At 70.7% G+C, this 23693-nt stretch carries 21 protein-coding genes and 1 pseudogene; 9 read left to right on the plus strand and 13 right to left on the minus strand.

The annotated features are described in order from the left end of the window. The 4 genes from AB0D57_RS38725 to AB0D57_RS38740 all read left to right on the plus strand — a co-directional run. Positions 1-471 (plus strand): transposase family protein (locus tag AB0D57_RS38725; RefSeq protein WP_362084677.1); only part of this gene is annotated, 471 nt, incomplete at its 5' end. A 306-nt stretch (positions 472-777) separates the two neighbouring features. After that, positions 778-1254: a hypothetical protein gene (locus tag AB0D57_RS38730; RefSeq protein ID WP_362084680.1), complete on the plus strand. Its 477-nt coding sequence runs from the start codon at positions 778-780 to the stop codon at positions 1252-1254. 241 nt (positions 1255-1495) lie between these two features. After that, positions 1496-2845, plus strand: coding sequence for a beta-xylosidase (locus AB0D57_RS38735; protein WP_362084683.1), 1350 nt, complete (start codon positions 1496-1498; stop codon positions 2843-2845). A 1-nt stretch (position 2846) separates the two neighbouring features. Continuing rightward, entirely contained in the window at positions 2847-3950 is a 1104-nt protein-coding gene (locus AB0D57_RS38740) for a DUF916 domain-containing protein (RefSeq protein ID WP_362084686.1), read from the plus strand. Here the strand turns inward: AB0D57_RS38740 and AB0D57_RS38745 are convergent. Together AB0D57_RS38745 and AB0D57_RS38750 are read right to left on the minus strand one after the other, a co-directional pair. Then, positions 3844-4182: a P-II family nitrogen regulator gene (locus AB0D57_RS38745; RefSeq protein WP_362084689.1), complete on the minus strand. Its 339-nt coding sequence runs from the start codon at positions 4180-4182 to the stop codon at positions 3844-3846. The genes AB0D57_RS38740 and AB0D57_RS38745 overlap by 107 nt on opposite strands. Next, positions 4179-5501, minus strand: a complete 1323-nt coding sequence (locus AB0D57_RS38750; RefSeq protein ID WP_362084692.1) for an ammonium transporter — start codon at positions 5499-5501, stop codon at positions 4179-4181. Before AB0D57_RS38750 ends, AB0D57_RS38745 begins: the two co-directional genes overlap by 4 nt. 300 nt (positions 5502-5801) lie before the next feature. Between AB0D57_RS38750 and AB0D57_RS38755 the strand changes: the two are divergent. Then, a pseudogene (locus tag AB0D57_RS38755) lies at positions 5802-7377 on the plus strand (IS200/IS605 family accessory protein TnpB-related protein); the annotation flags it as partial. A 136-nt stretch (positions 7378-7513) separates the two neighbouring features. Next, positions 7514-8473 (plus strand): GTPase Era, encoded by a 960-nt coding sequence (gene era, locus AB0D57_RS38760; RefSeq protein WP_362084695.1) that lies wholly within the window; start codon positions 7514-7516, stop codon positions 8471-8473. A gap of 80 nt (positions 8474-8553) precedes the next feature. On the opposite strand, the gene AB0D57_RS38765 is transcribed toward era, so the two are convergent. Genes AB0D57_RS38765 through AB0D57_RS38775 form a run of 3 tightly spaced genes read right to left on the minus strand, consistent with a single transcriptional unit; the run spans position 8554 to position 12190 of the window. Beyond that, positions 8554-9105: a DinB family protein gene (locus AB0D57_RS38765; protein WP_362084698.1), complete on the minus strand. Its 552-nt coding sequence runs from the start codon at positions 9103-9105 to the stop codon at positions 8554-8556. 41 nt (positions 9106-9146) lie between these two features. Beyond that, entirely contained in the window at positions 9147-11459 is a 2313-nt protein-coding gene (locus AB0D57_RS38770) for an FtsX-like permease family protein (RefSeq protein WP_362084701.1), read from the minus strand. After that, entirely contained in the window at positions 11456-12190 is a 735-nt protein-coding gene (locus AB0D57_RS38775; RefSeq protein ID WP_362084704.1) for an ABC transporter ATP-binding protein, read from the minus strand. Before AB0D57_RS38775 ends, AB0D57_RS38770 begins: the two co-directional genes overlap by 4 nt. Before the next feature lie 139 nt (positions 12191-12329). On the opposite strand from AB0D57_RS38775, the gene AB0D57_RS38780 reads away from it, so the two are divergent. Together AB0D57_RS38780 and AB0D57_RS38785 are read left to right on the plus strand one after the other, a co-directional pair. Beyond that, a complete protein-coding gene (locus tag AB0D57_RS38780) occupies positions 12330-13211 on the plus strand; it encodes a histidine kinase (RefSeq protein WP_362084707.1) in 882 nt (293 codons plus the stop codon). Then, positions 13208-13909 carry a response regulator transcription factor gene (locus AB0D57_RS38785; protein ID WP_362084710.1) on the plus strand — a complete coding sequence of 234 codons (702 nt, stop codon included), beginning with the start codon at positions 13208-13210 and terminating at the stop codon, positions 13907-13909. Before AB0D57_RS38780 ends, AB0D57_RS38785 begins: the two co-directional genes overlap by 4 nt. 191 nt (positions 13910-14100) lie before the next feature. Here the strand turns inward: AB0D57_RS38785 and AB0D57_RS38790 are convergent, their stop codons facing one another. The 6 genes from AB0D57_RS38790 to AB0D57_RS38815 all read right to left on the minus strand — a co-directional run bounded on the left by AB0D57_RS38790 (position 14101) and on the right by AB0D57_RS38815 (position 20156). Beyond that, positions 14101-14454 carry a cytidine deaminase gene (locus AB0D57_RS38790; RefSeq protein WP_362084714.1) on the minus strand — a complete coding sequence of 118 codons (354 nt, stop codon included), beginning with the start codon at positions 14452-14454 and terminating at the stop codon, positions 14101-14103. A gap of 110 nt (positions 14455-14564) precedes the next feature. Next, positions 14565-14924 (minus strand): MmcQ/YjbR family DNA-binding protein, encoded by a 360-nt coding sequence (locus AB0D57_RS38795; protein WP_362084717.1) that lies wholly within the window; start codon positions 14922-14924, stop codon positions 14565-14567. After that, positions 14921-16225 carry a hemolysin family protein gene (locus AB0D57_RS38800; RefSeq protein ID WP_362084720.1) on the minus strand — a complete coding sequence of 435 codons (1305 nt, stop codon included), beginning with the start codon at positions 16223-16225 and terminating at the stop codon, positions 14921-14923. Before AB0D57_RS38800 ends, AB0D57_RS38795 begins: the two co-directional genes overlap by 4 nt. Beyond that, entirely contained in the window at positions 16222-16719 is a 498-nt protein-coding gene (ybeY, locus tag AB0D57_RS38805; protein ID WP_362084723.1) for an rRNA maturation RNase YbeY, read from the minus strand. Before ybeY ends, AB0D57_RS38800 begins: the two co-directional genes overlap by 4 nt. 13 nt (positions 16720-16732) lie before the next feature. Beyond that, positions 16733-18871 (minus strand): PhoH family protein, encoded by a 2139-nt coding sequence (locus AB0D57_RS38810; RefSeq protein WP_362084726.1) that lies wholly within the window; start codon positions 18869-18871, stop codon positions 16733-16735. A 160-nt stretch (positions 18872-19031) separates the two neighbouring features. Continuing rightward, positions 19032-20156 (minus strand): PfkB family carbohydrate kinase, encoded by a 1125-nt coding sequence (locus AB0D57_RS38815; protein ID WP_362084765.1) that lies wholly within the window; start codon positions 20154-20156, stop codon positions 19032-19034. Between the two features lie 286 nt (positions 20157-20442). Between AB0D57_RS38815 and AB0D57_RS38820 the strand changes: the two genes are divergently transcribed. Continuing rightward, positions 20443-21717 (plus strand): MFS transporter, encoded by a 1275-nt coding sequence (locus tag AB0D57_RS38820; RefSeq protein WP_362084729.1) that lies wholly within the window; start codon positions 20443-20445, stop codon positions 21715-21717. A 19-nt stretch (positions 21718-21736) separates the two neighbouring features. On the opposite strand, the gene AB0D57_RS38825 is transcribed toward AB0D57_RS38820, so the two are convergent. Together AB0D57_RS38825 and AB0D57_RS38830 are read right to left on the minus strand one after the other, a co-directional pair. Then, positions 21737-22729, minus strand: coding sequence for an adenosine deaminase (locus AB0D57_RS38825; protein ID WP_362084732.1), 993 nt, complete (start codon positions 22727-22729; stop codon positions 21737-21739). Between the two features lie 54 nt (positions 22730-22783). Continuing rightward, positions 22784-23689 (minus strand): ribonuclease Z, encoded by a 906-nt coding sequence (locus AB0D57_RS38830; protein WP_362084735.1) that lies wholly within the window; start codon positions 23687-23689, stop codon positions 22784-22786. Positions 23690-23693: the final 4 nt, after the last annotated feature.

Below are 23693 nucleotides of genomic sequence, written 5' to 3' on the forward strand. Positions count from 1 at the left end.
CGACCGCGTCCGGACCGTCCCCGGCACAACCGGCCGCCGGCCGGCGGCTCTCACTCCCTCATGCCCGAAGAACTGCAGCACCCAGAGCTGACCGGCATGACACGCCAGCAACTCAGCGACCTGATCAACACCTTGATCCCAGGGCTGGAAGAGTCCCGCGAGCAAGCCCGCCACGCAGCCCGCGGCGCACCACGCCGCGTCGCCCGCGGCACAGGCCGCAAACCCAGCCTCACGCCCGCAGACCAGATCCTGGTCACCATCCTCTACCTGCGAAAGCACAGTCTTCAGGAGCTTCTCGGGCAGCTCTTCAACACCACCGCCATGACCATCAGCCGTGCCGTCAAAGACGTCCGCCCACTCCTGGAAGCCCACGGCATCCACATCCCCGCCTCGACAGCCCGCTTCCGCACACCAGACGACATCACCAGATTCCTCGACCCGGACAACCCCAAGATCAAATCGGCGTGTTGATTCCCGACAAGCCCTAAGGGCCCCGGGGATGAACTTCGGCCACTTTCGCTGCCCCTTGGAGAAACCCCCGGACATGCCTTGCAATCCCGAGCTGCTCGCGCATCAATGGAACCGTTAGTTCCGACGGACCGTCAGATATACCGCCGCACGGCGTCCCGCACCCGCTCTCGCGGACGGTCCGCGTACACATCGCTCCGCACCCGCACCGGAACCCCGGTGACGCGCCCGTGTGCCCGGCCCCAAAAGGTAGACGGTGCCGTCCATCCATCCCCACATGGCAATTCCCGTACAAGGGAAGGGAATCCGATGAGACGCAAGCGACTCGGAATCGCCGCGGCGTTAGCCGCGGGCTCGCTCGCCGCGACCGGTCTGGCCCTCGCGCCGACCGCCGCTGCGGTCGACCCACTGACCGCGACCATCAACGCGACCTGCACGATCGGCGGCGGTGGCGCGGCCACCCTCACGGCCACGCAGACCGGCACGGCCGCGACCATCACCCTCAGCTCCACCGCGATCACCGCGCCTCTCCCCCTGGCGCAGGACTCCATCGCCTCCACGCTGACCATGGCGAAGGCCGGCGGCGGCTCGGTCGTGTTCACCGGCACGAAGAATCCCGCCATCCCGATGGGCGGCGGGGTCACCGTGGGCCCGCTCAACGGCACCGTCGCCTCCGGCGACACCCTCGACGCGTTCGGCGGCTCACTGAACATGGTGATCTTCGGAATCACCGTGACGTGCACCGCGAGCGCGCCGCAGTCGCCGGGCCCGTTCGTCTTCAGCTGAGACGGAAACTGACACGTCATGCGTGAAGACCGGTGTCGCCGCGTTCGGGCGGCACCGGTTCTCGCACTGCCCACACAGCCAACTGCCGTACTGGTGACCAGAGTTGGCGATATTGACACGATCTGATGGCCCATCAGTCAACGTGTCGGCCCTCCATTGACTTCTCACACAACCCGCACATCAATGGCCCCCTGTCGGCGCGGAAGAGCCGCCGCGCCCACATCCCTCAGGAGGGGGCAGCATGAGAGCCACGGGAACCACGGGTTCGAACGCCCGAAGACGTCGCTGGGTGGCGCTGCTAGGGGTGACCGCCCTGGCGGTCACCGCGGGAGGAGCGCTGGCCGCCCCGGCAGGAGCCGTGTCCACGGCATCCCAGAACGTGGACTTCGCCACGCACTGCATCCCGCCGGACATCGCGGGCATCCCGCCGATCGACGGCACCACCACCGCGATCATCACGGTGGACAACGCCAGCCCGAAGGTCGGTGACACCGTCAACGTGACCTACAAGGTGGTCACGCCCGCCGCGAACAACCCCACCGCCCTCGCCCTGCCGGCCGACATCATGACGCCCTCCGGCAAGGTCGCCCTCGGCGGAGCGCAGACGGGAAACATCACCGTCACGGGCCCCCGGAAGAACGACCCGGTGGCCGGTAACGCCCCCTTCCCGGGGTTCAGCATGACCGGCAGCTTCACGGTCACCGCGCCCGGCGCCATCACGCTCTCGCCCGGCGACTACAACATCCACACCAGCTACATCCTCGAACTGGACACCCCCTGCACGGTCACCAACCCGCCCGCCCCGGTGTCGGAGACGATCACCGCGACCAACGGCGGCGGCGAGACCAACAACCGTGCCATCACCCTCGGTTCGGCCTCCGGACAGCCCGGTGCCGGCGTGACCGTCACCGGCAGCGACTTCACCCCCGGCGCTACCGTCACCCTCGCCGGACGCTCCGGCGCCGCCCAGACCGCCGACACGGGCACCGCGACCGTGGACGCGCAGGGCTCGTTCAGCGGCACGCTGACCGTCAACGACAAGACGACGACCGGCGTGGTGGCGTACGAGGGAGCGAGCTGGAGCGACGAGAAGGGCGCGGGTCCGGCGGCGTACGTCGTCATCGACGACACGCCCGTCCCCGACGGCTCCCAGAAGGTCACCACCACGGTGCGGGCCGGAACGCTGTCGATGTCGCAGGCCGGGGACGCCGTCCAGCTGTCGGCGGTCGACTTCGGCAAGGGCGGAGCCTCGGACGGCGCCCTGAAGACAGTGACCGTCAAGGACTTCCGCGGCGGACCCGCGGGCTGGTCCCTGACCGGCAAGGTCACCGACTTCACCGGTCCCGGCACCAAGATCGACGCCGGAAAGCTGAGCTGGACCCCGGCCTGCGCGACCAAGGCCGGGAGCCCGAGCACCTGCCAGGCCGGTTCGGCGGGCACGGTCGGCGGTTCGGGAGCGACCCTGGCGTCCGCCCCCGGCGGCACGCTCACCGGTGGCGAGTTCACCGTCGACGCCGGGCTGTCCCTGAACGTACCGGCGTTCACCCCACCGGGTTCCTACTCCGGCGTGCTCACGCTGACGCTCACCTGACATGCGCAAGTCTTACGGTCTCCTCCTGGGCCTGTGCCTGGGGCTGAGCCTGTTCCTGTTGTCGGCGGTGTCGGGCGCTCCTGCCCACGCCGCCGACAACGGCAGCTGGTCCGTCTACCCCGTCTCCTCGACCGTCGCCGCCCGGCCGTACTTCTCCCTCTCCGCCGACCCCGGGCAGACCATCGAGGACAAGGTCACCGTCGCCAACAAGACCGGGAAACCGCTGACCTTCCGGCTGTACGCCGCCGACGCGTACAACACCGCGCGCGACGGTGGTTTCGCCGTGCGCACGGTGAAGGAGAAACAGCGCGGGGTGGGTGCGTGGGCGCGACCCGCGCGCTCCCGGGTGACGGTTCCCGCGCACGGCTCGGTCACCGTGCCGTTCACCCTCCGGGTGCCGAAGAAGGCCGAGCCCGGGGACCATCCGGGCGCGTTGGTGGCGCTCGACGAGCGCGTCGAGGCGGGCGACGGATCGCTCGCGGTCGGGGTGCAGCGAGCGGTGGGCGCCCGCGTCTACCTCCGGGTGAGCGGGCCCTCGGTCCCCGCGCTCGCCGTCGAGAACGTCCGCGTCACCCACCACCAGCCCCTCGTCCCCGGCCTCGGGGACAGCGCGGCGACGATCTCCTACACCCTGCACAACACGGGCAACGTCACCCTCGCCCCGAAGGTGCAGCTGCGGGCCCAGGGCCTGTTCGGCCGTACGTTGCTGTCACGGGGGCTGACGAAGATCCCCTCGGAGCTGCTCCCCGGGCAGCGGGTACGGCTGAGCGAGCCATGGCACGGGGCACCCCAGCTCGACTGGGGCGACGTGAGGCTGACGGCGAGCGCGCGGGGTACCCGGGAGTCGGCGAGCACATCGTTCTTCGCACTGCCGTGGCTGGTGGCGGTGGCAGTGGTGCTGGGGATCGCGGTGGCGGTGCTGGTGATCAGGGGGCGTCGGGACCGTACGAGAGGGTGGACGCTCAGGGGGCTTCGGGACCGTACGAGTCGGTGGGCGCTCAGAGGGCGTCGGGGCCGCGCTCGCCGGTCCGTACCCGCACCACCGTCTCCACCGGCACCGCCCACACCTTCCCGTCGCCGATCTTCCCCGTCTGCGCGGCCCTGACGATGGCGTCGATCGCCGGGTCGGCGTCCGCGTCCTCGACGACGACCTCGATACGGGCCTTGGGGACGAGGTCGACCTGGTACTCGGCGCCGCGGTACACCTCGGTGTGGCCACGCTGGCGCCCGTACCCGCTGGCCTCGGTCACGGTCAGACCGTGCACGCCGAGTTCCTGGAGAGCGGTCTTGACCTCGTCGAGACGGTACGGCTTCACGATCGCGGTGATGAGCTTCATGCCTGGGGCTTGACCTTCTGCGCGGAGGAGAGAGAAGCGGAGGAGAGAGAAGACGAGACCGGGGCGCCGTGGCCCAGGACCCCGTGATCGTAAGCGGTCTCGGCATGCACCGTAAGGTCCAGGCCGGTGTGCTCGTGGTCCTCGTCCGCCCGCAAACCGATGAGCTTGTCGAGCAGCTTCCCGATGCCGTACGTGACGGTGAAGGCGTACGCCCCTACGGCCACCACGGCGACCAGCTGCTTGCCGAGCTGCCCGAGCCCGCCCCCGTACAGGAGCCCCTCCGCGCCGCCCGTCATCGTCTCCGTCGCGAAGACGCCGATGAGCATGGTGCCGATGATTCCGCCGACCAGGTGAACGCCTACGACATCGAGGGAGTCGTCGTAGTTCAGCTTGAATTTCCAGCTCACGGCGTACGAGCAGACGACACCGGCGGCGAGACCGATGACGAGGGCGCCGAGCAGCGACACCGAGCCGCAGGACGGGGTGATGGCGACCAGGCCGGCGACCGCGCCGGACGCGGCGCCCAGGGTGGTGGGGTGGCCGTCGCGCCGCTGCTCGACGAAGAGCCAGCCGAGCAGGCCGGTGCAGCCGGCGGCGAGGGTGTTGAGAAACGCGGCGGCTGCGAGACCGTTGGCGCCGAGTGCCGACCCGGCGTTGAATCCGAACCAGCCGAACCACAGCAGTCCGGCACCCAGCACCACCAGCGGCAGGTTGTGCGGCCGCATGGCGTCCTTCTTGAAGCCGAGGCGGGGGCCGAGGACCAGGCAGAGGGCGAGGCCGGAGGCACCGGAGGTGATCTCGACGGGGAGACCGCCCGCGAAGTCGAGGGCGCCCAGGTCGTCGAGGATCCAGCCGCCGGGGCCCCAGACCCAGTGCGCGACGGGAACGTATACGAGCAGCGCCCAGACGGGCACGAACACCAGCCACGCGCCGAACTTCGCCCGATCGGCGATCGCACCACTGATCAGCGCGGCCGTGATGATCGCGAAGGTCAGCTGGAAGGTGGCGAAGAGAAGGGTGGGGACGGTCCCCTGGACGCTGTCCGGCCCGAGACCGGCCATGCCCGCGTGCTTCAGCCCGCCGATGAGCCCGCCGAAGGCGTCGTCACCAAAGGCGAGGGAGTATCCGGCCACCAGCCACACCACGGTGACCAGCGCGATCGACACGAAGCTCATCATCAGCATGTTGAGGACGCTCTTCGTGCGGACCATGCCGCCGTAGAACAGGGCCAGGCCCGGAGTCATCAGCAGGACGAGCGCGGTGGCGGCGAGCAGCCAGGCGGTGTCTCCGGTGTCGATCTGGGCGGCAGCCAGGGTCACGGTCTCTCCGGTCTCTCCGACGGTGGGGGCGTCGTCAGAGGGTCACCGGCCCGCATTTCCAGTTGTGCACGTGCATGTTTCCATAGTGTTTCGCGCTGCCCAGGGGTTGGGAACTGCCGGGGTTTGACTGAGTGTGAGTGCGTTCTGGCGTGTGTGAGTGAGTGCTGGGGCTCTCGGCCGGGGGTTGGGTGCTGCTGTCCCGGGATGGGGGTGAGTGTTCGTTCGTCGTATGCGTGACCTTTCCTGGTGGTGCTCGTTGGTGTGATGACCGGGTTTTCGAGGAGCTGTAGGGGGTGTGGGGTGGGCGGGTTGCGGGCGCTTGCGGCGTCGTTTGTCGCTGCCGGTCCCTCGGGGGTGGCGGTCCGTACCCGGTTGAAGCAGCTCACGCCCGCCGATGAGAAGGTGCTCGCGCTGGTCGGTGCGCACCTCGGTTCGCTTGCCTCCCGGGACTTGAGGGTGCGGTGCGCGAATGGTCTGGAGCACTCCGCGGACACCTGGGCGGCCCGTAAGCGGGGCCTGACGGCTGCGTCGTCGTCCCGGTGGGCCGGATCGATCACCAAGGCCACGCATGATCAGTGGGCGCTCGCCCGGCGTGGCCAGCTCGCCCACATCCAGTCTCTTGAGGCGGGGATCCGTACGATCGTGCACCGGCTGTCGCTGCCGGTCGGCGCGAAGGGCTCGAAGAAGGCGCCGGGCGGCTACCGCAGCAAGCGGGAGTGGCACGCCAAAACCCGCCGCCTGCACGTCCTCGAAGACCGGCTGGAGCAGGCGCGGGCCGACCGCGAGGCCGGGACCGTGCACGTCGTGCGCGGCGGCAAGCGCCTGGCCCGCACCCGTCACCACCTCCATGCCGCGCAGCTCACCGAGGCCGCGTGGCGCGGTCGCTGGGAAGCGTCGCGCTGGTTCCTGCAGGCCGACGGCGAGTCCGGGAAGCGCTACGGCAACGAGCCGATCCGGGTCAGCCCGGACGGTGAGGTGAGCATCAAGCTCCCGGCTCCGCTCGTTGAGCTGGCCAATGCCCCGCACGGCCGGTATGTCCTCGCCTGCCGGGTCGGCTTTGCGCACCGCGGCCCCGAGTGGGCGGACCGGGTGGAGGCGAACCGGGCGGTCGCCTACCGCATCCACCTGGACACTGCCCGCGGGCGCTGGTACCTGAAGGCCTCCTGGCAGATCCCCGTGCCGAAGACCATCCCGATGGCCGCCGCCGTCGCGCACGCTGTGATCGGCGTCGACATGAACGCCGACCATCTCGCCGCCTGGCGCCTCGACGCCCACGGCAACCCCGTCGGCAACCCGCGCCGCTTCGCCTACGACCTGTCCGGACCGGCCGAGCACCGGGACGCCCAGGTCCGCCACGCCGTCACCGGACTGCTGAACTGGGCCCGCGCCTGCGGCGTGAAGGCCATCGCGGTCGAAGACCTCGACTTCACCGCGGAGAAGACCCGGGAGAAGCACGGCCGCCGAAAGCGGTTCCGACAGCTCATCTCCGGCATGCCCACCGGCAAACTCCGCGCCCGGCTGACCTCCATGGCCGACCGGACGGGCATCACGATCATCGCCGTGGACCCGGCCTACACCTCGAAGTGGGGCGCCCAGCACTGGCAGCAGCCCCTCACCGGCACAACGCGTAAGACGACTCGCCACGACGCTGCCTCCGTGGCGATCGGACGGCGCGCCCAAGGACACCCGATCCGGCGACGGACGACACCGCCCCGACACCACCAGAGCGATGGTGCCGGGCATCGGACCGTCCAGGCCGACCGGCGTGCCCTCGGGCGTGAGGGACCCCGCCCTCCCGTTCCCGGACCACGGACACGATCCGTGCCGCCGGACTGCGGAGCGAACGCGGGCAACCAGAACGCCCAACACCGTTCGGGACGTTCGGCTGAGCATGAATCCTGGCAACAGAACTCACGCTCAGTCTTTAGGAACGGTTTCGGGAACCTCACCGATCCCCTACGGGCCCCTGCCGGGATGCTCGACGTGCGGCAGGCGCCTGTGGATCAGGGACAATGGGCGCCATGAGCGTTCGTACCCAGTCATCCGAGCCGTCCGAGGCCACCCACCGCGCCGGCTTCGCCTGCTTCGTGGGCCGCCCCAACGCGGGCAAGTCCACCCTCACGAATGCTCTGGTCGGCCAGAAGGTGGCGATCACCGCGAACCAGCCGCAGACCACGCGGCACACGGTACGGGGCATCGTGCACCGCCCTGACGCGCAGCTGATCCTTGTCGACACCCCCGGTCTGCACAAGCCGCGCACGCTGCTCGGTGAGCGGCTGAACGACATCGTCCGCACGACCTGGGCCGAGGTCGACGTCATCGGCTTCTGCCTGCCGGCCAACGAGAAGCTCGGCCCCGGCGACCGCTTCATCGCGAAGGAACTGGCGTCCATCAAGAAGACGCCGAAGATCGCGATCGTCACGAAGACCGACCTCGTCGACAGCAAGACGCTCGCCGAGCAGCTGATCGCGATCGATCAGCTCGGCAAGGAGCTGGGCTTCGAGTGGGCGGAGATCGTGCCGGTGTCGGCGGTCGGCGACAAGCAGGTCGGCCTGCTCGCCGACCTGATTGTCCCGCTGCTGCCGGAGGGCCCCGCGCTCTACCCCGAGGGTGACCTCACCGACGAGCCCGAGCAGGTCATGATCGCGGAGCTGATCCGCGAGGCCGCGCTCGAGGGCGTCCGTGACGAGCTGCCGCACTCCATCGCCGTCGTCGTCGAGGAAATGCTCCCCCGCGAGGACCGGCCCGCCGACAAGCCCCTCCTCGACATCCACGCCTTCGTCTACATCGAGCGCCCCAGCCAGAAGGGCATCATCATCGGCCCCAAGGGCAAGCGCCTGAAGGAGGTCGGCATCAAGTCCCGCAAGCAGATCGAGGCGCTGCTGGGTACGCCGGTCTTCCTCGACCTGCATGTGAAGGTGGCGAAGGACTGGCAGCGGGATCCGCGCCAGCTGCGCAAGCTGGGCTTCTGAGTTTCCTCTCGCCCGGAGGGCTCGTCCTCGCGTCGGACGGGCTGGAGGGTGTCGGCCGGGGCCCGGGGGCAGGGCTGTCGTCAGTGTGGTGGGTCTTCGCCCACCAGGCCGTCCACCGACTCTCGGACGAGGTCGGCGTGGCCGACATGGCGGGCGTACTCCTCGATGAGGTCGATGAGGATGCGGCGCAGGCTGGGGGCCCGGCCGTCGGGCCAGTGCCGGTCGGCGAGGCGGTCCAGGCCGCCGTCGGCCAGTGCCTCGGTGACCAGGGCGCGGGAGCGGGCCACGGTGTCCCGCCACAGGGCGTTGAGCTCGTCGGGGGTGTCGTCGGCGGCCGAGTGCCAGTCCCACTCGGGGTCGGTGGCCCAGTCCGCCGTGTCGAACGGGGGACTGGGCCGGCGTGCGAACAGCCGCCCGGAGAAGTAGTCGTCCTCGACGTGGGCCAGGTGCTTGAGCAGCCCGCCCAGGGTGATCGAGGAGACGCCGACCGTCGCCTTCAGCCCGGCCGCGTCCAGCCCGCCGCACTTCCACGCGAGGGTCGCGCGTTGCCGTTCCAGGGAGCCCAGCAGGGTCGCGGTCTCGTCCCCCGCGACGGGAGGTTCTGGATGTACGTGCTCGTCCACGTAGGTCATGGGCGGGGAGTGTAGGCGCGCCCACTGACATCGCCGGCGTCTCACTCGTTGTGCAGGACCTCGGCGATCGTCAGGCGGGCCGCGCGGCGGGCCGGGACGAGGGCGCCCAGGACGGCGATGACGATGCCCGCCAAGGCCAGGCCGGACAGGGTCGGGGCCTGCCAGACGTCCGTCATGTACGAGGGCAGGGTGATGTCCACCGCGTCCGCCATCCGCGGCACCACGAGGTGGTGGCCCAGGATGCCGAGCGGGATGCCGAGGACCGAGCCGATCGCGCCGAGGACGGTCATCGACGTCACCATCATTCCCGTGACCTGCCGTGGCGTCATGCCGATGGATTTGAGCATGCCCAGGTCGCGGCGGCGGTCACGGGTGTTGAGGACGACCGTGTTGAAGACGCCGAGCGAGGCGACCACGGCCAGCATCAGGGTGAGCACCGACGCGGAGCCGACGATGGTTCGGGTGATGGCGTTCGGATTGTTCGGGGTGGGGCTCACCCCGGGGTCGGCAGCCCGGACCGCGCGCGCGTAGGCGGCAGGGTCCGCGCCGTCCCGGAGCTCGACGTGGTAGGCGATGGGCTTCTCCCGAGGGGCGAGGGTCATCAGTGTCGACCAGTCGCCGATGATCCGGCGCGCGTCGCTCTCCATGAACTCGCCGACGATGGTCAGCGTCTGTTGGCGGTCGCCCTTCGCCAGGCGGATGTGGTTGCCGACGTGCAGGTCGTGCCCGCGCAGGAAGGCCGATCCGGCCACGATCTCGCCGGTACGACGGGTCCACCGGCCCTCGGTGAGCACACTGTCCAGCTGGGGCCGGTCCCCGCGACGGCCCTCGAAGTTCACCTTCTGGGCGGAGCCGGCGATGCGTGCGTCGGCGTTCGCCCTGGCGGTGACCCCGGTGGCGCCCGGCAGTGAGCCGAGGAGCGACTGGAGTGCGCGGTCGCCGTGCTCCGGCTGGATCTCCTTGCCGTCCTTGAAGTTGGTCGCGTAGACCGTGACCTGGTAGGAGTCCTGCCCCGCACTCCCGAACCGGGTCATCGTCGTGGCCAGGCCGCTCGCGAACGTCACCGTGGTCACCCCGAGGACGACCGCGGCGAGCGTGAGGGCGCTGCGGCCCGGCCGGGCGAACGGCAGCCCCACGCCCAGGCTGACCGCCCGCGGCAGCCCACTGCCCGCCAGCCTGCGCTGGATGCCCAGCGCCCGCCCGGTCCGAGGGGTGCTGCCCGCGCTGATCGCCCGTGCCGCGGACAGCCGGTGGGCGCGCGCCGCGGGGGCGAGAGCGGCGAGCAGGCACAGGGCGGGCATGCCGAGCAGGGCGAGGGCGTTCACCCAGGGCGCGATGCCGACGTTGCCGTGGAACACCCCCGCGTCGGGCCCGGTGAACACGAACTCGAAGAACCGGCGCGCCAGGACATTGCCGAGGGCGGTGCCGAGCGCGCAACCGGCGCACGCGGGAACGGAGATCATCGTGAGGTAGACGGCGACGACCTGTCCCGGTGTGAACCCCAGCGCCTTGAGGATCCCGATGTGCTTCAGGCCGGAGATCACCGCGCCGCTCACCACATTGGCGACGATGAGCACCGCCACCACGATGCCGAGGATGCCGAAGGCCATCAGGTACGGGGCGTACGCCCGGGCCGAGTTGCCGATCTGATCCTTGAGGGTGAGATACGACTGGGGGGCGGTCAGCGCGTCCTTCGGCAGCCCTTCGGTGACGGACGCCAGGTGCGCGCGGATCCGGCTCTCCGACGACGCGTCGGTGAAGCGGAGGAGCATCTGGGCGGCGGTCGGGTGCAGGGCCGCGATCTGGTCGGGGGCGACCCAGGCGTCCGCCGTCCGGCTCAGGTCGAAGGCGAACCCGACGATGGTGAGGGTGGGGCCCGAGGGCACCTGGATCTTCTTGCCCAGGTCGTCCGGGAGCCAGTCCGACTGCCGGTTCACCACGACCTCGCCCGGCCCGGTGGCCCAGCGGCCCGCCCAGAGGTCGAGCCGGTCCACCGGCCCCCCGGGTCCCGGCCGGCCCACGACCGTGACCTCGCTGCCCAGGGCGTACTGATCGTGCTCCCTCGGCAGTTCGACCGTCGCCTGCGCGAAGGGTCCGGCTGCGGCCTCGACGCCGGGCCGCCGGGCGGCGCGGGCCAGCTGCTCGTCCGAGACCTTGGCGGCGTCGAACGCGGCGACGACATGGGGGCCGCGCTGGGCGGCGAAGGCCTTGTCGAACGGGGCGGAGGCCGCGTCGACCAGGCCGAGCGCGACCACGATCGCCCCGGTCGAGGTCAGGGTGACCAGCGCGATGACGAGTGTCTGGAGCCTGCGCCGTCGTACGGCCGCGCGCGCGGCGCGCCACACCGCCCTCATGCGGACGGCTCCAGGGTGTGCTCGCCGGTCACCCGGCCGTCGGCGAGTTCGACCAGCCTGCTGGCGCAGCGCCGTGCGAGGTGTTCGTCGTGCGTCACCAGGATCAGCGTCTGGCCGATCTGGTTGAGGTCGAGGAGCAGGTCCATCACCTGCTCGCCGGCCCGGCTGTCCAGGGCGCCGGTCGGCTCGTCGGCCAGCAGCAGGGCGGGGCGGTTCATCAGCGCCCGGGCCACGGCGACGCGCTGTCGCTCACCGCCGCTGAGGACCCCGGGGTAGGCGTTCCTGCGGGCCGCGATGCCGAGTTCGTCGAAGAGTTCCAGGGCGCGGCGGCGGGCCTGCCGGGCGGGAGAGCCGGTCAGCTGCGCCGCGAGGGCGACGTTGTCGAGCGCCGACAGGTCGTCGATGAGGTTGAAGAACTGGAAGATCATGCCGATGCGGCGCCGCCGGTACAGGGCGAGGTGCTTCTCGTTCAGCCCGCTCACGTTCTCGCCGTGCACGACGATCGTGCCGCCCGTCGGACGGTCCAGGCCGGCGATCATGTTGAGCAAGGTGGACTTGCCGCACCCCGAAGGGCCCATCACCGCGACCGCGTCCCCGGCCTGGATCTCCAGCGACACGCCGTCCAGCGCCGTCGTCTCTCCGTACTCCTTGCGCACGCCGTCGAGCCGTACGACGGTGTCTCCGCCGTCGAGTCGTACGACGGCCTCTCCCCTGCGGTCCTCAGTGGCCATGCACAGGACGCTAGAGGGGGACCGGGCCCGGAACATCCCTCCCGGGGTGGCAAACGACCGCGCACCTCAACCCTGAGTCGCAGATCCCTGCATCCGCGGGCTGATGCCGGATCGGGCGCGGTCTGCGAAGGTGAACCCCGTGTGGGAGTGGGAGCCGGACGGGCTGGTGGCGGTGCTGGGGGCGGCGGGGGCGGCCGCGGGATGGCTGGCGGTGGCGCTGGTGCGTACGCGACGCAAGTGGCAGGCGGCGGTGGGGGAGCGCGGCTGGCTGCTGGAGCGGGAGCGGGAGAGCGCCGCCCGGGACGCGGTCGCCGCCGAACGCGACCGTATCGCCCGGGAGTTGCATGACATCGTCAGCCACAACGTCAGCGTGATGGTGGTTCAGGCCGGGGCCGCCCGCGAGGTGATGGGCACGATGCCGGACGAGGCCGCGGCCGCTCTGAGGGCCGTCGAGGACGCCGGGCGGGGCGCGATGACCGACCTGCGGCATCTGCTGGGTCTGCTGGCGCCGTCGCCGAACGGCGAGGATCCTGAGCCGAGTTCGGGCGGGAGCTCTGGCGGGGACGTCGGTACGGCGGGTCTGGCGCCGCAGCCCGGTCTCGACCGGCTGGGCCCGCTCGTCGACCGGATATCGTTCGCCGGTCTGCCCGTCGAGGTGCGGATCTCGGGTGAGCCGCGCCCGCTGCCGGAGGGGATCGACGTGACCGCGTACCGGATCGTCCAGGAGGCGCTGACGAACGCCCTCAGGCACGGTGACGGCGGCAAGGCCGAGGTGACCGTGCGCTACGCGGACCACGCGCTGCGCGTGGAGGTGCTGAACACCGGCCCGAGCGTGCTGACCGGCGCGGCGCCCGCGCCGATGTCTCGGTCCGCGCCGAGGTCGAGGCCCGGGGCGGGTGCCGGCCGCGGGCTCCTCGGCCTGCGCGAGCGGGTCGCGGTGTACGGAGGGGACCTGGACGCCCGGCGTCGCCTCGGCGGCGGCTACCGGGTGCGGGCTCGCATCCCCTTGGACCGCCCGTGACGACGGCCACGGCCGAGCGGGCTCCTCGGGTGCTCGTCGTCGACGACCAGACACTGATCAGAACGGGTTTCCGGCTGATCCTGACGGCCCGCGGCATCGACGTGGTGGGCGAGGCCGCCGACGGAGGGGAGGCGGTGGCGGCTGCGCGCGAACTCCGCCCGGACGTCGTGCTGATGGACATCCGCATGCCGAACATGGACGGCCTGGAGGCCACCCGCCGCATTCTGGCGCAGGCTCCGGACTGCAGGGTGCTCATGCTGACCACGTTCGACCTGGACCGCTATGTGTACGCGGCTCTGTCGCTCGGGGCGAGTGGCTTCCTGCTCAAGGACGTCACCCCCGAACACCTGGCGGCGGCCGTGCGGCTGGTCGACACCGGGGACGCCCTGCTGGCCCCGTCGATCACGCGGCGACTGGTGGAGCGCTTCGCCTCGGACCCGCCCGAGTCGCCCGCCGTGCCCGCCGATCTGGCGTCCCTGACCCCCCGTGAGCTGGAGGTTCTGACGCTGCTGGGCCGTGGTCTGTCCAACGCGGAGCTGGCGGCGGAGCTGACCCTGAGCGAAGCCACCGTGAAGTCCCATGTGACCCGGATCTTCGCCAAGCTGACCCTGCGCGACCGGGCCCAGGCCGTCGTGCTCGCCTACGAGACGGGGTTGGTCAGGCCGGGGGGCCACGCCTCCGGCCCGTCCGGCGTTTGAGGACGAGGCCGTCCAGGCCGATGGGTGTCCAGGCCGATGGGTGTCCAGGCCGATGGGTGTCCAGGCCGATGGGTGTCCAGGCCGATGGGTGTCCAAGGGGCGGAGCCCCTGGCGGAGCCCCTGGCGGAGCCCCTGGCGGAGCCCCGGAGGGATGGGACGGGCAGGGGCGGCGGGGGCGATGAAAACCTGGCTCAGCCCGCGGTGACGACGGCGCGCACGCCCCCGTCGGGCCCCGCGACCAACACCGGCGTCCCGGCCCCGCCAAGGTCCCGTACCGCCGCCAGATCCTCCACGGCCGCGGCACCCGCCTCGGACACCACCGCCGCGGCCTCCAAGGACTTCGCCCCCGAAGCCACCGCCATCGCCACCGCGGTCTGCAACGCACTCAGCCGCAGCGACGGAAGATCCACCGTCCCGGCGACATACGTACGCCCCGTCTCGTCCCGCACGGCCGCCCCCTCGGGCACACCGTTGCGGGCCCGCGCGGAACGGGCCAGGGTGACGATCTTGCGGTCCTCGGGGTCAAGCGCGCTGCTGTCGGTCATGCCCTGAGCATACGAAGTCCCCGGCGCTGTCCGGCAACGGGATCGTCCTGGTGGCGGCGGTGCTGGTCGGCGTAGGACTCCGCAAGCGCGGCTCAGGGCCGGTCGAGGACTCAGGGCCGGTCGAGGCGGAGCCGCTCGGCCTTCGGCAGACCGGCGACGACGAGATCGTACGAATCCTCGATGAGCTCCCGGACCAGGCGGTCCGGGAGTTCGCCGTCGACCGTCACCGTGTTCCAGTGCCGCTTGTTCATGTGATAGCCGGGGATGATCAGCCCCGGGTGCTCGCCGCGCAGCCGGATCGCGTCCTGCGGGTCGCACTTCAAGTTGACCGTGAGCGGGCGCGCGTCCAGGTTCGTCAGCGCGAAGAGCTTGCCCAGCACCTTGAAGACCGAGGTCTCCGGATTGAAGGGGAAGTCCTCGACGGTCGCGTTGAAGGACAGGCAGAAGGCGCGCAGCTGCTTCGGGGTCACTCCGGTTTCTCCTCCTCGGGGGGATCCGCCGGGCCGACCGGCTCGACGAGCACCGTGACGATCTTGTTCCGGCGCCCGGCGGCGGCCTCCGCGGTCAGCCGCAGTTCCCGTCCGTCGGGCAGCTCGACCGCCGAGGAGGCCCCGGCGATCGGCACCCGGCCGAGCGCCTTGGCGAGCAGTCCGCCGACGGTCTCCACGTCCTCGTCGTCGTACGCCTCGAAGCCGTACAACTCGCCGAGGTCGCCGATGTCGAGGCGGGCGGTGACGCGGTAGCGGTCGTCGCCGAGCTCCTGGACGGGCGGCAGCTCGCGGTCGTACTCGTCGGTGATCTCGCCGACGATCTCCTCGAGGATGTCCTCGATGGTGACGATGCCGGCCGTGCCGCCGTACTCGTCGATGACGACGGCGACGTGGTTGCGCTCCTGCTGCATCTCGCGCAGCAGGTCACCCGCGTTCTTGGTGTCGGGCACGAAGGTGGCGGGCCGCATGGCCGTGGACACCAGCTCGGTCTCGGCGTCGCGGCTGATGTGCGTCTTGCGGGCCAGGTCCTTCAGATACACCATCCCGACGATGTCGTCCTCGCTCTCCCCGGTGACGGGGATGCGCGAGAAGCCCGAGCGCAGGGCCAGGGTGAGGGCCTGCCGGATGGTCTTGTACCGCTCGATGACGACGAGGTCGGTCCTCGGCACCATCACCTCGCGTACGAGGGTGTCGCCCAGCTCGAAGACGGAGTGCACCATACGGCGCTCGTCGTCCTCGATGAGGGACTCCTTCTCGGCGAGGTCGACCATCGCGCGCAGCTCGGCCTCGGAGGCGAACGGGCCGCGCCTGAAGCCCTTGCCGGGCGTCAGCGCGTTGCCGATGAGGATGAGCAGGGGCGGGATGGGCCCCATGATCCGCGCCAGCGGCAGCAGGACGTACGCCGCGATCGTCGCCGTGTTCAGCGGGTGCTGGCGGCCGATGGTGCGCGGTGAGACGCCGACCGCGACGTAGGAGACGAGGACCATGACCCCGATGGCGATGGCCAGCGCCTCCCAGGTCTTGTCGAACTCCTTCAGACAGGCGTACGTGACGAGCGAGGCGGCGGCCATCTCGCAGGCCACGCGCACGAGCAGCGCCACGTTCAGATAGCGGGTCGGGTCGGCGGCGACCTGCGCGAGCTTGGCACTGCCGCGCCGCCCGGACCGTACGGCCTCTTCGGCGCGGAAGCTGGAGACGCGCGCGAGGCCCGCCTCCGCGCAGGCGGCGAGCCAGGCGACGACGACCAGCAGGACGGCGCCGAGGACGAGTTGAGGACTCATGACACGGTCGGGGCCGGCGAGGGACCCGTCATGCCCTTCTCCTCGCGCCAGCCGTCCACGATGGCCGCCTGGAGGCCGAACATCTCGGCCTTCTCGTCCGGCTCCTCGTGGTCGTAGCCGAGCAGGTGCAGCACCCCATGGACGGTGAGGAGCTGGAGCTCCTCGTCCATGGAGTGCTGCGTCGGAGCTTCCTTGCCCTGCCGCTCGGCGACCTCGGGGCAGAGCACGATGTCCCCGAGGAGCCCCTGCGGCGGCTCGTCGTCGTCCTTGGACGGCGGCCGCAGCTCATCCATGGGAAAGGACATGACATCCGTCGGGCCGGGCAGGTCCATCCACTGGATGTGCAGCTGCTCCATGGCGTCGGCGTCCACGACGATCACCGAGAGTTCGGAGAGCGGGTGGATGCGCATCCGCGCGAGCGCGTAGCGGGCGATGTCGAGGATCGCCTGCTCGTCGACCTCGGTTCCGGACTCGTTGTTGACGTCGATCGACATGGCGCTGTTCTGTCTACTTCCCTCTGTGACCGCGACCCTTGTGGGAGCCGTTCTCGGTGCCGTTCTCGCTGTCGTACTTCTCGTACGCGTCGACGATACGGCCGACCAGCTTGTGCCGGACGACATCGTGGGACGTGAGGCGCGAGAAGTGGACGTCGTCGAGGCCCTCCAGGATGTCCTGGACCTGCCGCAGACCCGACTTCGTCCCGTTCGGCAGGTCGACCTGCGTCACGTCACCCGTGACCACGATCTTCGAATCGAAGCCGAGGCGGGTGAGGAACATCTTCATCTGCTCGGCGCTGGTGTTCTGCGCCTCGTCCAGGATGATGAAGGCGTCGTTGAGGGTGTTGTGCGTCAGCAGGTAGTCCTGTGTGACATACAGCGAGTCCTCTGCCGCAACCTGGATGCAAACAGCTTCCTCGCGGCCCGCGGGCTCGATGCTGTCGATGAAGCGCATCGGGCGTCCGCCGCCTCCGGCCGCGAGGTACTTGTCGCGCTTGCGGGCGAGGCGGAAGGGCTCGATGTCTTCGGGGAGGCGGATGTCGACGATGTGGGCGTCGTAGCGGTGTACGACTTCCCTGCCATTGGCGAGACCCGGTTTGCGGGCCTCGGCCATCCGGCGACGGGTGTACGCCACCCCGCCGAGCGACTGCACCAGGGAGATCACGTCGTCCCGGAGCAGGATCGACGTCGTCGAGTACTGGATACGGCATGTGCGGTCCGCCTGAATGACCGGACCGCCGTCGGAGTCGAGAAGACCCTGAAGGACTCCCAGCCGTACCCCGGGCGAATTGTGCAGGTAGTTGTCAGGGACGAACTTGGAGTGCGAGCGAGTGCGCAGCAGGTCCAGCTCACGCAAGATCCGGGTGACCGGATTCTCCAGAGTGACCACGTCGCCAGGGCTCTTGATCCGGTTGAGGGCGTAGTCGGGTCCACCACGGTGCCGCACAGCGACGCCCGGGAGCGCGGCTTCGAGTGCCTCGGCCAGCTCCGGGTCCTCTGTCGCAAAGGACGGCGTGGTCGAGCCCGTCAGGCAGCCGTCGCCAAGAAGAAGCCCCAGCGCGTACGGGTCCATGGGAACCTCGCGCTCGGGGAAAGCAACCGGCGCGGTGAGCATCGGCAACTCGTAGCGGCGAGCCTGCGCCGCGCGCAGATTGCCGATCATCTCCTTCGTCTCCAGGACCCGCCACGGCTTGTTGCGGCGCTTGTCCGCAGCCGTACGGACCGTCCACAGGTGCTCACCGCAGCACAGCGTCCAGGAACCGTCCTGGGCGGTGAGCCGGTAGATGTCCTTTTCGCCCTGCGGGTAGACACCGAGGACCGGGGTCGGCTCGCCGTTCGAGCCGACGACCAGGTCACCGACCTGGAGGTCGCCGATGGGGCGCCAGCCGTCCGGTGTCAGGACGTTCGTGAAGACGGGTTGGGCGCGGCCACGCATGTAGGCGAGTGGCGCGACCTCGATCGTGCCTGCCGCCATGAGACGGGGGATCGAGTCCGGGTCCAGCATGTCGTGCAGCGCGTCGTACAGCGGGCGCAGGTACGGGTCGATCTTCTCGTACAGCGTGCCCGGGAGGAATCCCAGCCGCTCGCCCGCCTCCACCGCCGGGCGGGTCAGGATGATGCGGTTGACCTGCTTGGACTGGAGGGCCTGGACCGCCTTGGCCATGGCCAGGTAGGTCTTGCCGGTGCCCGCAGGGCCGATGCCGAAGACGATGGTGTGCTTGTCGATGGCGTCGACGTACCGCTTCTGGTTGAGCGTCTTGGGGCGGATGGTGCGGCCGCGCGAGGACAGGATGTTCTGCGTGAGCACTTCGGCAGGGGTTTCCTGGCCGTCGCCCTCCCCGTTCTCGCTCGCCCTGAGCATGGCGATCGAGCGTTCCACTGCGTCCTCCGTCATCGGCTGCCCGGTGCGGAGCACCAGCATCATCTCGTCGAACAGTCGCTGGACGAGGGCTACTTCACCGGCGTCGCCGACCGCGCTGATCTCATTGCCCCGGACATGGATGTCGGCCGCCGGGAAGGCCTTCTCGATCACGCGCAGTAGCGCGTCTCCGGATCCCAGCACGGTCACCATGGGGTGCTTGGCCGGAACGGTGAAATGCGCTCGTGCCTGCCCCTGAGCGGGGTCGTGAGCTGTGGGTGTCTGAGTCATGGGCCGGCTCTGTAGGCCTGCTTTTCCTCCTTGATCGGCACGCTTGCCACGGGGGCAGCCTTGCGATTCCAAGAGTACGTCGCCGCACTGACAGAGCCGTAGGGCTTTTCCTCACCCAACGCGGGACCCCACGCGGGACCTCACGCAGAATCCCGGAGCCTCACGCGGAGCGTCCGAACCCGATCGTCGGCACCGCCCGCCGCAGCGGCCACGGCCGCGTCACCTCCGGCAGCAGTCCCTCCAGGAACGCGTACCGGCGCAGCGCCGTCGGATCCTGGTCGTCGACGGACTGCACCCGGCGCCACCAGGCCGCGACCTCCGACCAGCCGGGGGCCGACAGGGAGCCGCCGAACTCCTGGACGGAGAGGGCGGCGGTGAGGCCGGCGAAGGCCAGGCGGTCGGCGAGCGGCCAGTCGGCGAGGGTGCCCATGACGAAGCCCGCGACGAAGACGTCACCGGCACCGGTGGGGTCGAGGGCCTCGACGGCGATGGCCGGGACCTCGGCGCTCTCCCCGGTGCGGCGGTCCACCGCGTAGGCGCCCTCGGAGCCGAGGGTGACGACGGCCAGCGGAACGTACTCGGTCAGCGCGTGCGCCGCGGCCCGGGGGCAGTCGGCCCCGGTGTACCGCATCGCCTCCTCCGCGTTCGGCAGGAACGCCTCGCAGTGTTCGAGGTCGGCGAGCCCGGCCAGGTCCCAGCGGCCGGTGTCGTCCCAGCCGACGTCCGCGAAGATCCGGGTACCCGCGCGCGCGGACTCGGCGATCCAGTGCGCGCGTGTGCCGGGTGTCAGCGAGGCGACGGCGGCACGCGCGCGTGGGGCGTGTTCCGGCGCGCCCTCTGGAATGAGCGCGGCCTCCGGCGGCGGCTCGTGCCCGTGGCTGACCATCGTCCGCTCGCCCTCGTACGCCATCGACACGGTGACGGGCGAATGCCAGCCGGGCACGGTGCGCGACGTGGTGAGGTCGATGCCCTCGCCCTGCTCCAGGGCGTCCCAGCAGTACTCCCCGTAGTGGTCGTCCCCGAAGGCCGCCGCCAGGGAGGTCTTCAGACCCAGCCGGGCCAGCGCCGTCGCCATGTTCGCCACGCCGCCGGGGCTCGACCCCATCCCGCGCGCCCAGGACTCGGTTCCGCGTACCGGGGCGGAGTCGAGCCCGGTGAAGATGATGTCGAGGAAGACGGTGCCCGTGAGATAGACGTCCCAGGGCGGGTCCGCGGGAGAGCGCAGCTCGGCGAGCGGGTCGACGTGGGCGTGGCGGTACGGTCGCTCTCCGTTGGACGGGATCACGGTGCGCTCCCTGAGGTGGTGCGGATGCAGGACAGTCTGCACCAAACGACTCCCAGGACGACGTCGGTCACGCCGGAGGCACCTGTCGCATCAGCCTTGAGCGGGTGGTGAAAGCGACTCGTCTACCCTGCCTCCCCCACCCCAAACAGAACGTGACCCACGTCACGCCACCCCACCTTCTTCGCGCCCCCGCCCGCTTGATACAAATTGCCCGCGCGTTCCTGTCCGTCGACAGCCGCCCAATCCCCTTTCCGAGCCGCTTCTTTCGCATGCCCTGGGAACGCCCGTGTCTGCCCGCACCACCCCTGCCTGGCCCCTCGTCGCCCTTTTCACGGCCGGGTACCTCGCCCCGTATCTCCTCCCGACCACCGTCGGCAGGCTGAACGCGGGGCTTCCTCTCTCCGCCACCCAGTCCGGTTCCCTCGGCAGTGCCCTGTTGCTGAGTTCGGCGACGGCGGGCTTCGTGCTCGCCTCCCGAGTGGACCGGTTCGGCCCGCGCAGGCTCGCCCGTACGGGGCTGCTCCTCGCGGCCGCCGGCTACGGCACCGCCGCTCTCACCACCACCATCCCGCTGGTCGTCGCCGGTGCGATCGTCGGCGGCCTCGGCTCCGGCGCGGCCACCACCGTCGCCGCCACCGGAATCGCCGCCCAGCCCGACCCCCACCGCACCACCACCCAGGGCCTGCTGGGCGTCTCCGCCCTCGCTGGTGCGCTGTATCTGACGATCCCCCACCTGGGCCCCGGCCACGGCCAGCCGCTCGCCGCGATCGCCGTCACCGCGCTGCTCGTCCTGTCCGTGACCCGGCACCTCCCGGCCCACACGCCCCCGCACCCCGCCCACACACCCACGCGCCCCGCCCGGACGTCGCGCGCCGCGAGTCCCCTCCCGCACGCCCGTTCCGGCCTCGTCCTCGCCGGCGCCATGTTCTTCTGGTCCCTCGCCCAGAACTCGCTGTGGGGTGTGAGCGGCCGTATCGGCCTGAGCCAGGCGGGGTTGACGGAGGTGACCGTCGGCGCGGTCTTCGCGGCGGCGCTCGGCGCCGGGCTGCTGGGGGTGGTCGGTGCGGGCACGCTCGGCCCGCGTCTCGGCCTCGCGCTGCCCATCGGGGCGGGCACGGCCCTGATCGCCGGCTGCATCGCGCTCAGCGCCGCCGCCGCTGACCTGGCGTCCTTCGCGAGCGGCGAGATCGCCTGGAACACGCTCTACCCCGTGGTGCTCTCCTACGTCATCGGCCTCGCCGCGTCCCTGGACCGGCGCGGACGGTGGGCGGTCCTGGTCGGCTCCGCCTCCTCGCTCGGCACGGCGTGCGGCCCGCTGACGGGCAGTCTGCTCGCCGCGCGGGCGGGCTACCCGGCGATGGGCGTGATCCTGGCACTCGGCCTGCTCCTGATCACCGTCCCGATGACGGCGGTGGCGCTGCGCGGCAGTCGCGGCACGCAGCGGGAACAGCCGGTCGTGGAGATCCCGCTGGAAGCCGTGCCCGCCCGGCGGACGGCGTACGACACGGCGGGACCCCGGCAGGCAGCCGCAGCAGCCGCGCCGGGGCCCGGAACCATCTGACGTTTCTTCTGGACAGGTCCTAGTCGAACTCGTACGCCTCGACCTCGGCGATGTACCGTGCCCGCCGCTGCTCGTCGTGCTCCAGGAAGGACGCCACGAACGAGTTGCGCGCCAGCTCCCGCAGTCGCTCCCGGTCGAGGCCGAGGGCCTCGTGGACGGCGTGGAAGGTGTCGCCGACGTAGCCCCCGAAGTACGCGGGGTCGTCGGAGTTGACGGTGCACAGCAGCCCGGCGTCCAGCATGGCGGGCAGCGGGTGGTCCTCCAGGACGTCGACGGCGCGCAGTCGTACGTTCGACAGCGGGCAGAGTGTCAGCGGTACCCGGTCCCGTACCAGCCGCTGGACCAGCTCCGGGTCCTCCATGCAGCGCAGCCCGTGGTCGATGCGCTCGACGCCGAGGACGTCCAGCGCCTCGGTGATGTACGCCGGCGGCCCCTCCTCGCCCGCGTGCGCGACGCGTCGCAGCCCGAGCGCGGCGGCGGCCTCGTACACCTCGCGGAACTTGACCGGCGGATGCCCGACCTCGGCGGAGTCGAGGCCGATGCCGACGATCCGGTCGAGGTACGGCTTCGCCGCCTCCAGCGTCTCCATGGCCGACTCGGCGGACTCGTCGCGCAGAAAGCACATGATCAGCTGGGTGGAGACGCCGTGGGTCTCCTCGCTGCGCGAGAGCGCGCGGCCCAGCCCCTCGACGACCGTCCCCATGGCCACACCGCGCGCGAGGTGCGCCTGAGGATCGAAGAAGATCTCCGCGTGCCGCACGCCCTGGGCGGCGGCCCGCGCGAGATACGCGTCGGCGAGGTCGGCGAAGTCCTGCTCCGTCCGCAGGACGGCCATGAGCTCGTAGTACAGGTTCAGGAACGACTGGAGGTCGTCGAAGAGATACGCCTTGCGCAGTTCCTCGGTGTCCGCGTACGGCAGCGTGACGCCGTTGCGAGCGGCGAGCTCGAAGGCCAGCTCGGGTTCGAGGGTGCCTTCGATATGGAGGTGCAGTTCTGCTTTGGGGAGGGGCATCAAAGCATGGTACGACCGATGCGCCATCGTTTCGGAAAGGGCACGGGGATCACGTCACCGTCGTTTGGGCACCGGCACCCGCACCAGATCGTGCGCCACGGTCAGCTCCCCCTCGAACCCGGCGGCCCGGGCCTGCCGCTCGAACTCGTCCGGCTCGGAGTAGCGCTGACTGAAGTGGGTGAGCACGAGATGCCGTACGCCCGCGTCCCTCGCCACCCGCCCCGCCTGGCCGGCCGTCAAGTGACCGTGGTCCTCGGCGAGTTGCCGATCCCCGTCCAGGAACGTCGACTCGATGACGAGCAGGTCGCACCCTTCGGCGAGCGCGTACGCCCCGTCGCACAGCCGCGTGTCCATGACGAACGCGAACCGTTGCCCGCGCCGGAGCTCGCTCACGTCGTCGAGGGAGACGTCGCCGAGCGCGCCCTCCCGCTGGATCCGCCCGACGTCCGGCCCTTTGATCCCGCGCTCCGCGAGCCGCTCCGGCAGTATCCGCCGTCCGTCCGGCTCCACCAGCCGGTACCCGAACGACTCGACGGGGTGGGACAGCCGCCGGGCCTCCAAGGTGTACGACGGGGTGGTGGCGAGCACACCGTCCACCTCGACCGGCGCCTCGTTCAGCGCGACGGTCTCGCGGTAGGCGGTCGCGTACCGCAGCCGGTCGAAGAAGCGCTGCCCGGAGCGGGGATAGTGCGCGGTGACCTCGTGCGGCACACGGTCGAGGTTGATGCGCTGGATGACCCCGGCGAGTCCGAGCGAGTGGTCGCCGTGGAAGTGGGTGACGCAGATCCGGTGCAGGTCGTGCGCGGCGACCCCGGCGCGCAGCATCTGCCGCTGGGTGCCCTCGCCGGGGTCGAAGAGCAGGCCCTCCCCGTCCCAGCGCAGCAGATAGCCGTTGTGGTTGCGGTGCCGGGTCGGGACCTGGCTGGCGGTGCCGAGGACCACCAATTCACGTACGGACAAGGTC

The sequence above is a fragment of the Streptomyces sp. NPDC048275 genome (genome assembly GCF_040652275.1).
Classification (GTDB): domain Bacteria; phylum Actinomycetota; class Actinomycetes; order Streptomycetales; family Streptomycetaceae; genus Streptomyces.